General features: G+C 40.4%; 10 protein-coding genes. 1 reads left to right on the top strand and 9 read right to left on the bottom strand.

Features of this window, described 5'->3' with window-relative positions:
* Window positions 1–72 precede the first annotated feature (72 nt).
* From U2718_RS07325 to U2718_RS07310, 4 genes are all read right to left on the bottom strand, one after another.
* Window positions 73–2,661 (bottom strand): DUF3769 domain-containing protein, encoded by a 2,589-nt coding sequence (locus U2718_RS07325; RefSeq protein ID WP_341993270.1) that lies wholly within the window; start codon window positions 2,659–2,661, stop codon window positions 73–75.
* A 164-nt stretch (window positions 2,662–2,825) separates the two neighbouring features.
* On the bottom strand, window positions 2,826–2,942 hold the full coding sequence (locus tag U2718_RS07320; RefSeq protein WP_289790183.1) for a photosystem II reaction center protein I: 117 nt from the start codon (window positions 2,940–2,942) through the stop codon (window positions 2,826–2,828).
* Window positions 2,943–3,610: 668 nt separating this feature from the next.
* Entirely contained in the window at window positions 3,611–4,327 is a 717-nt protein-coding gene (locus U2718_RS07315) for an acyltransferase (protein ID WP_341993269.1), read from the bottom strand.
* A 752-nt stretch (window positions 4,328–5,079) separates the two neighbouring features.
* The gene (locus U2718_RS07310; RefSeq protein ID WP_341993268.1) at window positions 5,080–5,202 is read right to left on the bottom strand and encodes a hypothetical protein; all 123 of its coding nucleotides are present in this window, start codon (window positions 5,200–5,202) and stop codon (window positions 5,080–5,082) included.
* 1,020 nt (window positions 5,203–6,222) lie between these two features.
* On the opposite strand from U2718_RS07310, the gene glgP reads away from it, so the two are divergent.
* Window positions 6,223–8,829 carry an alpha-glucan family phosphorylase gene (glgP, locus tag U2718_RS07305; RefSeq protein ID WP_341993485.1) on the top strand — a complete coding sequence of 869 codons (2,607 nt, stop codon included), beginning with the start codon at window positions 6,223–6,225 and terminating at the stop codon, window positions 8,827–8,829.
* 109 nt (window positions 8,830–8,938) lie between these two features.
* Here the strand turns inward: glgP and U2718_RS07300 are convergent, their stop codons facing one another.
* The 5 genes from U2718_RS07300 to U2718_RS07280 all read right to left on the bottom strand — a co-directional run bounded on the left by U2718_RS07300 (window position 8,939) and on the right by U2718_RS07280 (window position 13,122).
* Window positions 8,939–9,730, bottom strand: a complete 792-nt coding sequence (locus U2718_RS07300) for a DUF429 domain-containing protein (protein ID WP_341993267.1) — start codon at window positions 9,728–9,730, stop codon at window positions 8,939–8,941.
* A gap of 311 nt (window positions 9,731–10,041) precedes the next feature.
* Window positions 10,042–10,230 carry a 30S ribosomal protein S21 gene (gene rpsU / locus U2718_RS07295; RefSeq protein ID WP_341993266.1) on the bottom strand — a complete coding sequence of 63 codons (189 nt, stop codon included), beginning with the start codon at window positions 10,228–10,230 and terminating at the stop codon, window positions 10,042–10,044.
* A gap of 116 nt (window positions 10,231–10,346) precedes the next feature.
* The gene (locus U2718_RS07290) at window positions 10,347–10,649 is read right to left on the bottom strand and encodes an RNA recognition motif domain-containing protein (RefSeq protein ID WP_289790188.1); all 303 of its coding nucleotides are present in this window, start codon (window positions 10,647–10,649) and stop codon (window positions 10,347–10,349) included.
* 243 nt (window positions 10,650–10,892) lie between these two features.
* Window positions 10,893–11,888 carry an L-lactate dehydrogenase gene (locus tag U2718_RS07285; protein WP_341993264.1) on the bottom strand — a complete coding sequence of 332 codons (996 nt, stop codon included), beginning with the start codon at window positions 11,886–11,888 and terminating at the stop codon, window positions 10,893–10,895.
* A gap of 133 nt (window positions 11,889–12,021) precedes the next feature.
* Window positions 12,022–13,122 carry an AI-2E family transporter gene (locus U2718_RS07280; protein WP_341993263.1) on the bottom strand — a complete coding sequence of 367 codons (1,101 nt, stop codon included), beginning with the start codon at window positions 13,120–13,122 and terminating at the stop codon, window positions 12,022–12,024.
* Window positions 13,123–13,146: the final 24 nt, after the last annotated feature.

Below are 13,146 nucleotides of genomic sequence, written 5' to 3'. Positions count from 1 at the left end.
AACATAAAAATGCCAATTACTAGACGGTAGACAAAACAGCTTTTACCTTCTGCCCCCTGCCCTCTGCCTTAATTAATCTTGCTGCTCTACGCCACCAACCACCGGCTTGACTCCAGTAAATGGATTTGTGCCACCAGTCCAATTAAAGTCACTAATCCGAAAGCTAATACCACCTAATTCTAGAACTGGATTGTAACGCAAGGTGATTCCATAAGTGCGGCGGCTATATTCCAAAATGTAGTCGGTGCTACGGCTTTCCCCCGTATCTAAGTTAACAGATGTTTGAAAACCAAGACGAAATGGCCCGTAGATTTGCTGTGTGATTCCAACATTCAAGATTTTAGTATCTACAACGCGGTCGAATAAAAACGGAGATTCGCCGCTGTTAAGACCTTGGGAATAACTGACATTAAAAGCAGTATAGTCAAAAAAGGAACGCGAAAAATTTCCTAATTGTCCTTCTAAACCAATAGTGCCAAATAGAGAATTTTGATTATCGCCGCTTGTGTAGTAACTAGTAGTGCCAGTTACTCCAGCAAATGCCCGCAAGTAAGGAACAACTGGGCTTGGCGTGTATCGTAAACCTTCTGTGGCAGTAGGTGCTAATGGTTTGCCTTGCCATAGTAAAATTCCTCCATTTAGAGCGACGCTGGCTTGAGCACGTCCGAGTGAAATGCGATCATTTTCTCGAATTGTTTCTAGCAAGTCTTGGCGATCAGTTCTGGCATTAATATATTGAGCTCCTCCTTGATAGCTAAGGTTAATACCATTACCTAAAGGAATGACAGGAGAGGTAATCACGCCACCAAGACTACTCTGAACAGTTTGAAACCCAAGGGTACCATTGTAGAGGCGATCGCGGTAACTATACTCCAATGCCAAAGTGTGCGGATTCGTGATATTACCTAGTAGTTGACGCAATCGTAAACTTGCTCGTAGATTGTCTTCTACTTGACTTAAGTCAAAACTGTTTAACCGCCCGCTACCCTCAACTGTTGTCCGTGGACTTAAAGTGGCATTAAGGCTGGTTCTTGCACCAAACAAACCTGGAATGTTACTAACACCTTCTTCTACAACCTTTTGAACTAGAAACTGAGGTGTGAAGCTCCAGTTAACAGTTTCTGTACTGATAGGTTGGAAACTGCGTTCTACAAATAAACCACCTCTATCCTGGCCATCATAGCCAATAGAAGCTAGTCCTGGGGTAACTTCGCGTTCCCTGCGATCAAGCACTTGCTCATCTCTAGGAATGGGTACACTCAAGCCTTGATCAAAGACTAAACGCTGTTTCTCTGTTTTGATCCGATCGCGTAGAGGAGATTCTCGTGTCAATGTGACTTTATTTGCCCTTAAAACTAATTCTGGAGGCGAAAAAGGATCGTTGGTGATCCGAACATCTCTGGCTTGCCAGCCCTGTGGGTAAAAATCAACGTGTGCAGCTTCAAAGCGCAGCCGCCTAACTTGTCCTCCCTGTTGCTGCCCTGCTAAATTTCTAGCGCGAGAGCCAGTGCCGACACCAACATCAATTCCCCCTGAGCTTCCCGCCGTCAACGGTTGATTTTGTCTGATCCGATCGCTAATTGGACGGGCTGGTACTCCACTCGGTGTGATATCAGTAGGCAAGAAAGTAAAATCCTGTCCAACTGTGGGTATAAAAATTTCACCACTACCTGCTGTCAGTTCTCCACTATCTTGAATAAAGTTGTAAGTGAAACGCTCTCCTCGCAATACTTGATCGCCCCTTGTCAGTGCCACATTTCCTTCACCAACGGCGATCAAATTATCTAAATTTACTTGCAGGCGATCAGCATCCACCACTGCTCCATCAAAACGTACAACTACATTACCTTCTGCTGTCACTACCCGCCGCTGTTCGTCGTATTCTTGCCTATCTGCTACTACTTCAACTACTCTTCTATCTTGTGGAGGTGCTGTAGGTGGTTGAGTTAGTTGTCCTGGTGTAGTGTTTGGTGCTGTAGGTGCAGGCTGCGGAGGCTGTTGTGGAATATTAGGATCAGGCGTTGGTAATTGACTTGTAATGCTGCGAGACTTGAAGACTATCGTCGAGGGCTTTGGTGATTCGTTTGTTTTACGGTGGCTGTTGAATTGAATTTTGATAGGTTGTTGCGTCAGTTGAAAAGTTTCTGAGCTTTGAGAATTTGCAGTAGCTGTATCCTTTGGTTGAACTGGGGCTAAATTTTCATCAGAGTTCTCTCCGTTTCCTTTTCTCCGTTCCCTTTGATTCGGCTGAGAGACTTCTATGTGCTGCACCGGATAACCAATAGACAACGGCTCACCTAAAATCACTCTGTTGTTGTTTGATTGTGCAAATTGGAGTGAGCGATCGCTAATAGACAATGGTTCACCCAGTGCTGCCGCATTTCCAGGGATGGGGGGGGTTTCCTGCTGAGTAGGTGCAGGTAATGTCTTGGCAGCTAGTAGCTCATCCTCTTGGTTTGGAAGATTTCCCGTATTGCTAGAAGTTTCCTGTGGTGGTTTTTGTCGTTGCTCCTGAGAATTATCTTTGTTTACTGGTGCTTTGCTATCAGCATCGGTAGTTAATTTAAACTGGCGATCACTAAGGGCGATCGCTAGTAGATTCGTAGATTGTGGAGATTCGAGAATAAGGGGCGGAACGGGCGGCAGAAATGGATGAAGCATATTTCAGCATAGTCAAGCAAACAAATAGCCAAATTAAGAGCCGGAAGGACTAACTAAAAATTTTGCCTTCCGACTTTTGCCTTCTGTCTAACCTTAAGCAAGCCGCCCCAAAGGCGTCTAGTTCTGTTCTACCTTTAGGCAATTTTGGATAACTTGTCTCGATATTACTCTAAGTCCCGACGACCGGGGTTGCGAGCTGGATCGTTTGACAAAAAGCCAAAAACAAACAGAGTCAAGAAGAAGGCAACAACAATATAAACGACGATTTTTAAAGTCAGCATGAAAGATAGCTCCTTTGGGTATGAAAAATTTTTGAGTCTGCCATGCAGATTGAGATAGCTACTTTATCTTACCCAAATCTCATTCTCTTTTTAGACAAGACTGGTATAAGTGAGGAGATAAACTCCACAACTGAGTTGGGTACTCACCACTCACCCAGGTTATCTCATTTGATTATAGGAACAGGTTGCACAGTTATAGGAAAAGAGATTGTTATTCTCTTTTATAAGAGCTTCTCGTCGTTGACTGACTGAGCTTGATTCGTCACTTATAAACTGGTAGCTATTCTGACGTTTACCTTGAGTAGATGTTTCCAGGTTTAAAATAAAGGTATATTTTTGACAATTATTTCTTGCTCTCAAACAGTTTATTTAACAACTGTAATAATACTTAGGTTTAAATGGCTAAAGTTACAATATCTAGTTAAATTTGACTAAATATATTTTTGCTAATTATGAGTAAAATCGAATCTAAAAGTGTTATTAGCTACCAGGTTAAACCTGGTAACTATTTTGGTAAAATGCTGCTTCTGGACTTTTGCAACTTGTCAAAAATGTAAACAAACACACAACAGAAATATAATTTCTCAGTGTCTAGTTATCTTCCTACATTTATTTTGATGAGGCTTTGGCTTACTGAAATTAATAAAAAATAGAGGAACACTCCTGTTCTACGACTTAGTCAATTTCATTTCTGCCTCTCTAGGGTTGATTTGTTGTTTGTTAACTCTTTTTCTAACTACTTTTGCAGGTACTCCTACAGCAATAGAAAAGGAAGGAATGTCTTTAGTAACAACAGCTCCTGCCCCAACAACACTACCTTTACCGATAGTGACTCCATCTAGAACTGTGACTCCATGTCCCAGCCAACAATCATCTTCAATAACAATTCCCTGGCGAGTTATACCTTGATCTGCTATATAACGCAATGGATCTGCAAAAGTATGATTATTGGCAAATATCCCTGAATGGGCTGCAATTAGACAACGTTTTCCTATTTTGATATTTCCTGGGCCTGTAATCGAAACACCCGGCCCTATAAAAGTATCTTGAGCAATTTGTATTGATGTATTGTCTAAACAACCAATATCAACATTTCTCTCAATAGCAACTCCTTGTTCTAATAAAATTTTATTATTGTCTCCTCTTGCATCTATACGCACACCTTTAAAAATATGCACACTATTGCCAATCTCAATACAACTAGCACCGAGAAATTCAACTCCATGTTGGATATAAACTGAGCTACCTATTCGGACAAAAATAAAACGGTATAATAAGTTTCGCAGCTTTGGCCCGAAAATAATAGTTGGAAGTGCTCCTAAAAAGCTAATTAATAAAACTTCCTTAAAACGCTGCCATTTATCAAAAAGTTGTTGCTTATCCATCTAATTTACTCTCCACTTTTTGGCTAACTGGTCAATTCGTGTTGTTAATCTAAATCACCACTATCAATTTCGCAATCATATGTAGATATTTATCAAAGATAAAACTTTTATTTTCTGAGGAATCAACAAAATTACAATCTATTTTCGTTTTGTTTCTTTGAGTGTAATTTTGAAATTCAATTAAGTCTTGATAAATCTCCGACACATAATACACAAAGTTAATTCTATTTGCTTGCAATTAATATCAAGTCTATTGGTGCAGAAAATTTAGTAAGTAAAAATAGTCATAGTAAAATCAATATTTACTTTTACAACTACCCACTTATACTCAACAAACTTGGTATTAAAGTTTTTGCTGGTAACAGAGCTTTGTAAGATAATGTGAAAGTTAGGAACGTAAATAGCAGAGCTTACCTTGCATTAGAGATAATTTATAGTCCAATTCAGCATCTAGAGACTTTTACCATCAAACTAGTAAAGCACAGAAACAGATGATTGAAATAGACTTTTGTGATTTCTCATGCAAAAAGAAAGATTTATATTCACCTGCTAATAAATTCAGTAAAGAATACTGAATTTGCAATACAATTTGCTGCTAGACAGTTTCAATTTTCTCGAAATTCACTTAGAAAAGTTGAATTCCATCTCACTACATGTTTGGAAATATTTATTACCAACATAAGGTTCCTTGTCATTTAATCCAACAATGTAGTTTTTAAATTTTTAATATTTTTGCCCACGTACAATTAAATTTAGGGTGGAGTATCTCCAACCTCAGCCATCACATTCAACTTAACCGTAAAAAGGTAAGCGCTTCCTCGATTTATGTGACGGCTTTCTTGCAGCCAGTTTGTATAAAATGCTGCTTCTGTCATGATGTACGTAGATTACTACAGACCAACCAAATTACTTTATCTTTATCTACAGATTGTTTTTGAGAATAATTATGCTTACATATAGCATAAATTATTTCATTGCTCTGGAATAAAAAATTAACTTAAATATATTAGCTCTTTTATTAAGTTGAGATGAAGTTGGGATTTAAATTGGTTAATCGTAAGTTCGAGCTAATTAACTTAGTAAATAATTGTGTGTAAATTTAAATACTTAAATACTTTTGTCTCAGCATATTTAGAATTTATTTTTGTTACCTCTATTAAGATTTTTTAATAGATTAAATATACATTGACATCCATCTTGAGTATTAATTAGAACGGAGATAGCTTGTTTGTAACTGTCGAAAGGATTGTTGAAACCTCGTCAGATGTAAAATTAAAAGGCAAAGTTCCTTAGTTTTAATAACGATGATTTATTGCAATAGTTAAATCTAATTAGTAAAGCTTAGTATTTTTGATACAGAAAGAAAATTGTAGTTCTAAGTCTAACCAGGAAAATACTTTATCGAGGTAACAACGCCGCAAGTTCACACAATCATATGACTGCCTACTTGTGACAGATTTTTTCTTGTATTAAATGATTTTAACAATCTGACAAGCGGTGAATTTACATATGCTCATTTATACTTCTAGAATTAGTGAAGTGCGATCACTTGTAGATTTATCATTTGCTGTTGGGGTTTTGACTCAAAGTCATTCTGAGCAGATTAGCTGTAATTAACCTGGTATTTTGGCAAATACTGAGTCTGAGAGTTTTTAGCGTGATAAAGACTGAATTATTAACTCTAATAAACACTATACAACTGCTATCACTACAAAGCATACAATTACTAGTAATTATACCTGTTTACTTGTGATTAGCTGTGACTATAAAAATGAAAATTATTTGCAAAACTTCACAATGTCAGCGATAATTTGCAAACACAGTATAAAAAATTGGCAACATTAACAAAAGACAGACAACAATAGCGATAGCTAGACTTGGAGATCTGCTTGCATATGCAGCCAATTCGCACATTCAACGTCTCTCCTGCTTTGCCTCCGCGACTAGAACCGCTGCGGAAGCTTGCATACAACCTGCATTGGGATTGGAACGTTGAGACTAAAGACTTATTTCGCCGTCTAGATCCGGATCTGTGGGAATCTAGCCATCATAATCCGGTTCTGATGCTGGGAACTATCAGCCAAATTAGGTTAACGGAAGTAGTAGAAGATGAAGGTTTTCTGGCACAAATGGATCGTGCCGCTTTGCAGCTAGAAGACTATCTTAAAGAGCGCACTTGGTATCAGAAAACGAGAGAAAAATCGGGAACCAGGGATAAGGGGCAAGGAGGACAAATTCTCGATCCCCGATCCTCAGAATGTTATGCCTATTTTTCTGCTGAATTTGGGCTTGTAGATTGTCTGCCCATCTATTCTGGAGGTTTAGGGGTACTAGCTGGAGATCACCTGAAATCGGCTAGCGATTTAGGGCTACCTTTGGTGGGAGTGGGCTTGCTATACCAACAAGGCTACTTTGCTCAGTATCTCAATGCTGATGGCTGGCAGCAGGAACGCTACCCAATCAACGACTTTTACAATATGCCCATACAACTGGAACGCAATCCTGATGGTTCAGAACTGCGGATTGCGGTAGATTATCCAGGGCGCACCGTATATGCCAGAGTTTGGCGCGTGCAGGTAGGCAGGGTGCCGCTATATATGCTCGATACCAACATTGAACCCAACAATCCCTACGACCACGACATCACAGATCAGTTGTACGGTGGAGATATCGATATGCGTATCCACCAGGAAATGATGTTGGGTATCGGTGGTGTGCGGATGCTGAAAGCGCTGGGATATAATGTTACTGCCTATCACATGAATGAAGGACACGCGGCGTTTTCTGCCCTAGAACGCATTCGCATCCTAATTCAGGAAGAAGGGGTGAGTTTTGATGCCGCAAAACAAGTCGTAGCCTCTACAAATATTTTTACCACCCATACACCAGTACCAGCTGGAATTGACTTATTTCCTCCAGATAAAGTTTTGCACTACTTGGGGCATTATGCAGATGTATTTGGTTTAAATAAAGACCAATTTTTGGCTCTGGGGCGGGAGAACACTGGTGATTTATCTGCGCCTTTTAGTATGGCAGTGTTGGCACTGAAAATGGCTACATTTTCTAACGGTGTGGCACAACTGCATGGTACAGTGTCACGGCAGATGTTTAAAGGTTTGTGGAAAGAATTACCAGTAGAAGAAGTACCAATTAATGCTATTACTAACGGTGTTCATGCCCGCAGTTGCGTTGCTAAATCGACTCAGGAATTATACGATCGCTATTTAGGCCCCAATTGGTCATCTGCATCAACCGATCACCCATTGTGGGATCGTATGGATGCTATTCCTGATGAGGAGTTATGGCGAAATCACGAACGCTGCCGCTTGGATATGGTTTTGTATGTGCGGGAGCGTCTGGTGAAGCATTTGTACGATCGCGGCGCTTCTCCTAGCGAAATTGATCAAGCGCAAGAAGTTCTCGATCCTTATGTTCTAACTATTGGTTTTGCCCGCCGTTTTGCTACTTACAAACGCGCTACCCTGTGGATGCGAGATATTGAACGTATCAAGCGGCTGTTGTTGAGTAACAAACACCGTAAAGTACAGTTCGTCATTGCCGGAAAAGCACACCCTAGAGATATTCCTGGCAAGGAGCTGATCCGCGACATTAATCATTTTATTCGCGAACAAGGCTTGGAAAAACAAGTTGTATTCATTCCCAATTACGACATATATATCTCTCGGTTGATGGTTGCGGGTTGTGATGTATGGTTAAATACACCGCGTCGTCCTCGCGAAGCTTCCGGTACCAGCGGCATGAAGGCAGCAATGAATGGATTGCCCAATTTAAGCGTATTAGATGGCTGGTGGGATGAAGCAGATTATGTCCGTACTGGCTGGGCGATCGGACATGGTGAGATTTACGACGATCCCAATTATCAGGATCAAGTAGAAGCAAATGCTTTGTATGACTTATTAGAAAAAGAAGTTGTACCGCTATTCTATGATCGCGATGCTGATGGCTTGCCAAGACACTGGATTGCCAAAATGAAAGATGCAATCCGCCTAAATTGTCCCTACTTTAACACAGCGCGGATGGTGGGAGAATACGCACAGCGGGCATATTTCCCGGCAAGCGATCGCTACTTGACTCTGACAAAAGAAGATTACGCTCCTGCTAAAGAATTGGCAGCTTGGAAAGCAAAACTCTATGAACACTGGTACGATATCAAAATTAAAGATGTTGATGTATCCTCAGGTACAGACATTAAAGTTAACCAAACTGTTGTTGTTAAAGCCAAGCTTGACTTAGCAACTCTCACAAACGATGACGTACAGGTAGAACTATACCAAGGTGCGATCGATGCCAATGGTGAGATTGTCAATGGTGTACCTGTAGTTATGGAATACCAAGGAGAGGATACACAAGGATTAAGTATTTATACCGCGAATGTCTTGTACACCACCTCTGGTTTGCAAGGCTTATCTTTGCGTGTATTACCTAAACACAAATACCTTTCTAGTTCGTATGAGCCAAGATTGATTGTTTGGGCGCAGTAAAGGGACTAGGGGCTAGAGATTAGGGGCTAGGAAGAGGAGCAGAGGAGCAAAAACGTGATTCACAATTCTCCCCCCATCCTCTTTCTCCGTCTCCCCGTGTCACCGCGTCTCACCTTCTTTGCGTCTTTCTCCCACTCTCCCCCTCCCCCACTCCTCTTGTTTGCGGGATGACAATGTAGCCTGTGGTGCGATCGCCTAGCACCAGGTTACGTTTTTCTCCCCAGTACCACCAGTGGGCAGCGACATAAGCACAAATTAGGCTATCAAGTTTATCTTCGGCAGCTTTGAGTGCTGTACCAGTAGAAGATAAAAGTAAAAAGTCAAAAGGAAAAAGAATAAATTCTTGATTCTTATAAAAGCATAGGCTTGGTTCTAGAAAGGGTAGAGTTTCTGTAATGTAATTCTGGAGTTTTATAAGTTCTAAACGGCGCTCGGCGAGGCGTCCTTTTTTATATTTGAGAATCCGTTCTAAGCCAAATAAATTTACTATTGCAGGGTGGGGAAAAACTTCGATTTGATATCTGCCAAATTTTTGTGGTTCGATGGTAGGCGCGTGATTAAATCCCCTAGATTCTAGTTCTAAGCCAAATTTAACTGTGCGTTCTGCAAAAGGTAAGTTAAGGTTAGCTGGGTAACATCCAGCATGATATTTTCCAAAATACTTATGAGTGAGTTTATCGGGTAGGCGACTTCCGGTTGCGTTGGGGATGATGGTAGGTGCATCTACAGCAATAATGGCATTTTCTTGTGGCTGTACCCAACAATCTATCCAAGTTAGGATGTCTATTATTTGCTCTTTGCGATCAATTTCAAGTATTTGTAGTTGATTGTCTTTCCACTGCAAGCAACATAGCCCACTTGGTTGTGATTTCCAGCCTAAATCTATGCCCAAAAATTTCATTGTTTTTATGCCATAGCAAAGCAACTTTTGGCAGTGTAATCTTTATTAAGAGTTTCAAACCCAGCTCCCCGACTTTACCAAGAAGTCGGGGAGCTAAATAAAATTTTGACAAAAAACCGATCGCCTCTCTCTACACAAAAAGCGATCGCGTTCTACTTCATCAAAAATCAAATATTTAGTTTTTAAATGGTATAGTTGTTAAGTTTGCCAGAAGCCTATTTTTACTCACTAACAATGTGTTTGGCTTCTGGAGTTACAGTGCTACATCTGTTCAAAAAATAATTACATGACTTGAGCGAAGATTGTAGGCTTTAACTACGGAAACCTCTCTTACGCTGTTTTTGCTTGGCTACTGCTTTGCGCTTGCGCTTTTCCAGGGGTGTTTCAAAGTGACGATTCTTCCTCATATCAGGAAAGATCCCTGCCTTAGAAACTTGCCGCTTAAATCGACGTAAGGCTGACTCAATCCCTTCATTCTCACCTACGATGATTTGAGTCATTCTCTCTCCTTCTACTAAATGGACTTAATTTAGATATTAGTGGCTCTGAGCGAAAAAAAAGGCAGACTCTCGTGTCTGCCTTTAAGACCTTAGAGTAAGATAGTTTGTCTTAAGGCTTAGTAGCGTCGAGAGTAACCACCGCCACCACCACGTCTACCACCAGACGAACCTCCGTCTGTCTTAGGTCTGGCTTTATTTACTTTCAAGCTACGACCCATCCATTCTGCGCTGTCTAGAGCATCAATGGCTGCGGCTTCTTCGGCTTCTGTTTCCATTTCTACAAACGCAAAACCTCTCATCCGACCTGTTTCCCGATCAATCGGTACTTGAACGTTCTTGACAGAGCCATATTCTGAAAAAACACGCTTGAGGTCATCTTCTCTAACCTCATAAGATAGATTACCGACATAAATTGACATAGGATATCTCCAGAATCAACGAGTGTAGAGATTTAGATCCGGAGAGGTCTGTAATACAAGTCTTGTGAAAAACAAACAGCACAACCGAATTTAATCTTCCATAAAAAGGTTAACACAAATTTGGAATTTGTATTGTTAAGAAGTGCGATCGCTTTTCATAAATATACAAATAGTAGGATGATCGCTGGCAATAGCTTGGTAATTCTTAGGCTTAGTCATGACTACAGACATAACAAACCAAAATTAGAGATCTAGTTTCTCTATCGTCTGTTGTAAAACTCGGCTAGAATATTGTAAATGCTGTAACTCAGCTTGACTGAGCGAGAGATTTAAAACCCTGGTAACTCCCTGACGATTAACTACGCAAGGCAAGCTCAGGCAGATATTTTGAATTTCATGAATATTCTGGATCAAGGTACTAACAGTTAAAACTCGGTTTTGATTTCGTAAAATAGCTTGTACAATCTGAGCTACACCCAAGCCGATCGCATAGGATGTAGCTCCTTTACGTTGAATAATTTCATAGGCGGCATTTTTCACTTGGGCAAAAATATCCTGTAGCAGCGGATTGATATCTTTGCCTTCTGCTTCCACATCCAGAAGGTTCATACCCGCTATATTCACCTTGCTCCAAACAGGGACTTCACTGTCACCGTGTTCGCCGATCACGTAGGCGTGCAGACTACGGGGATCTAGCTGTAACTTTTGTGCCAGCAAATACCGGAACCGAGCAGTATCTAATACTGTACCCGAACCGAGCACGCTAGAACTAGGTAATCCAGAAAGTTTGAGAGAAACATAAGTCATAATGTCCACTGGATTGGTAACAATCAGTAAAATCGCTTTTGGACAATACTTGACGACTTCCGGGATTAAGCCTTTAAAAACTTCTACATTTCTGTTTACTAAATCCAAACGGGTTTCTCCCGGTTTTTGCTTTGCGCCCGCAGTAATAATGACAATATCCGCATCTTTACCATCTGCCAAAGTTCCTGCACGCACTAATGTTGGTTCTACGAAGGGTAGTCCGTGCAGCAAGTCCATCACTTCCCCTTCTAGCTTGTGCTGATTCACATCGACTATAACCATTTCATCGAAGATATTTTGGATCAGCATCGAGTAAGCACAAGCCATTCCTACTTGCCCTGCACCTACAATTACGCCTTTGCGAGGACGGCGAATAATGGGTGAAGTGGATTCCCCCTCAGATGAAGTTGTAAACAGGTTTTCAAAAAACATATTTGATCTGGGTGATTAGACAGGATCGCTAATCATGTTAACGCTAAGTAGAAGGCAGAAGGCAGAGGGGCAGAGGGGGAGAGTGGGAGAAATATCCTCTCCGTGTCCCCATGTCCTCTTCATCTGTTCCCTTTCATTGCAAACTAGACTCATTTGCTAACATCTCTGGTAATTCTTCACTCTCAATTGAATTGCTGGGATTGGCAGATGTAGTCACAAAACCATCTGTTGCATCTTTAATAAAACCAGCCACAGGTACGGCAATAAGTAACCCCAACACTCCACCCAGATAAGTTCCCACAAGTAAAGAGACTATCACCCAGATTGGTCGAAGCCCTGTAAAACTACCTAAAAGTCGGGGTGCGATCGCTTGGTCTATTAACTGATCGATAATTACAGCTATCACTAAAATCTTGACTGCCAACCAAAAGTTATGGGAAGCAATAATTAAAGTGATGATAGCCAGGCTGACAACATCACCAAAGGGAATCAAGCTCAAGATGCCAATTCCCAAACCAAAAAGTAAACCAAATCGAACGTTCAAAGCTAGAAACATTATAGTTTGTGAGACTCCCATCAACAAAGCCAGAGTCACTTGCCCGATCAAGTAATTTTGGAAATTTTGTTGAAGAGATTGCTGTATTTTTTGAGCAAAACCTAAAGGCAGTTTTTTAAATAGTCCTTCCCAAATTCTTTCACCATCTATTAAAAGATAAATAGTCAATACTACTGTAATTAATGCTTCGGAAAGACCATCAATTGTATCTATAACTATACTAAAAAGCTTATCTCCTATTTGTTCTGCTTCATTTGGTAACTGGTTGAGCAATTGAGAAAATATCTGTCTGAGATTAACATTAAATCTGTTGCCAAACACGCGATCGCTAAAAATTTGGAGATTTTGCTCACTAGAATCAATCCACTGGGGAAATAGTTTAGTCATTTCACTAAACTGTTCTAAAGCTACAGGCATCAAGGTAATGCCCAAGGCAACTAAAACCACCAAAGATGATATAAAAACTAATGCAATAGCATAATTGCGTTTAATTCCTCGTTGCTGGAGAAGGGAAACAGGATAATTTAAAATGAATGCTAGCAAACAAGCTAAGACAAGAATTGTCACTAGAGGTTGAAAATATCGGAAGACTCGAAACGCTAGCCAAATATTGAGAAAGATTAAAGGAAATAACAACGTCAAAATTAACCATTGCAACAGTTTATTTAAAGAAGGCATAATTTTAAATTAGTAATTTGAAAG

The organism is Chlorogloeopsis sp. ULAP02 (assembly GCF_038404745.2).
Taxonomy (GTDB): Bacteria; Cyanobacteriota; Cyanobacteriia; order Cyanobacteriales; family Nostocaceae; genus Chlorogloeopsis.
Note: the sequence above shows the minus strand (reverse complement) of the source record. Positions and strands in the feature narration are given on the sequence as shown.

Bases quoted from the DNA above. Each gene is read 5' to 3' on its own strand.
- U2718_RS07315 (WP_341993269.1), bottom strand. From the start codon at position 4,327: ATGGATAAGCAACAACTTTTTGATAAATGGCAGCGTTTTAAGGAAGTT.
- U2718_RS07290 (WP_289790188.1), bottom strand. From the start codon at position 10,649: ATGTCAATTTATGTCGGTAATCTATCTTATGAGGTTAGAGAAGATGAC.
- rpsU (WP_341993266.1), bottom strand. From the start codon at position 10,230: ATGACTCAAATCATCGTAGGTGAGAATGAAGGGATTGAGTCAGCCTTA.
- U2718_RS07325 (WP_341993270.1), bottom strand. From the start codon at position 2,661: ATGCTTCATCCATTTCTGCCGCCCGTTCCGCCCCTTATTCTCGAATCT.
- U2718_RS07300 (WP_341993267.1), bottom strand. From the start codon at position 9,730: ATGAAATTTTTGGGCATAGATTTAGGCTGGAAATCACAACCAAGTGGG.
- glgP (WP_341993485.1), top strand. From the start codon at position 6,223: ATGCAGCCAATTCGCACATTCAACGTCTCTCCTGCTTTGCCTCCGCGA.
- U2718_RS07280 (WP_341993263.1), bottom strand. From the start codon at position 13,122: ATGCCTTCTTTAAATAAACTGTTGCAATGGTTAATTTTGACGTTGTTA.
- U2718_RS07285 (WP_341993264.1), bottom strand. From the start codon at position 11,888: ATGTTTTTTGAAAACCTGTTTACAACTTCATCTGAGGGGGAATCCACT.
- U2718_RS07310 (WP_341993268.1), bottom strand. From the start codon at position 5,202: ATGACAGAAGCAGCATTTTATACAAACTGGCTGCAAGAAAGCCGTCAC.
- U2718_RS07320 (WP_289790183.1), bottom strand. From the start codon at position 2,942: ATGCTGACTTTAAAAATCGTCGTTTATATTGTTGTTGCCTTCTTCTTG.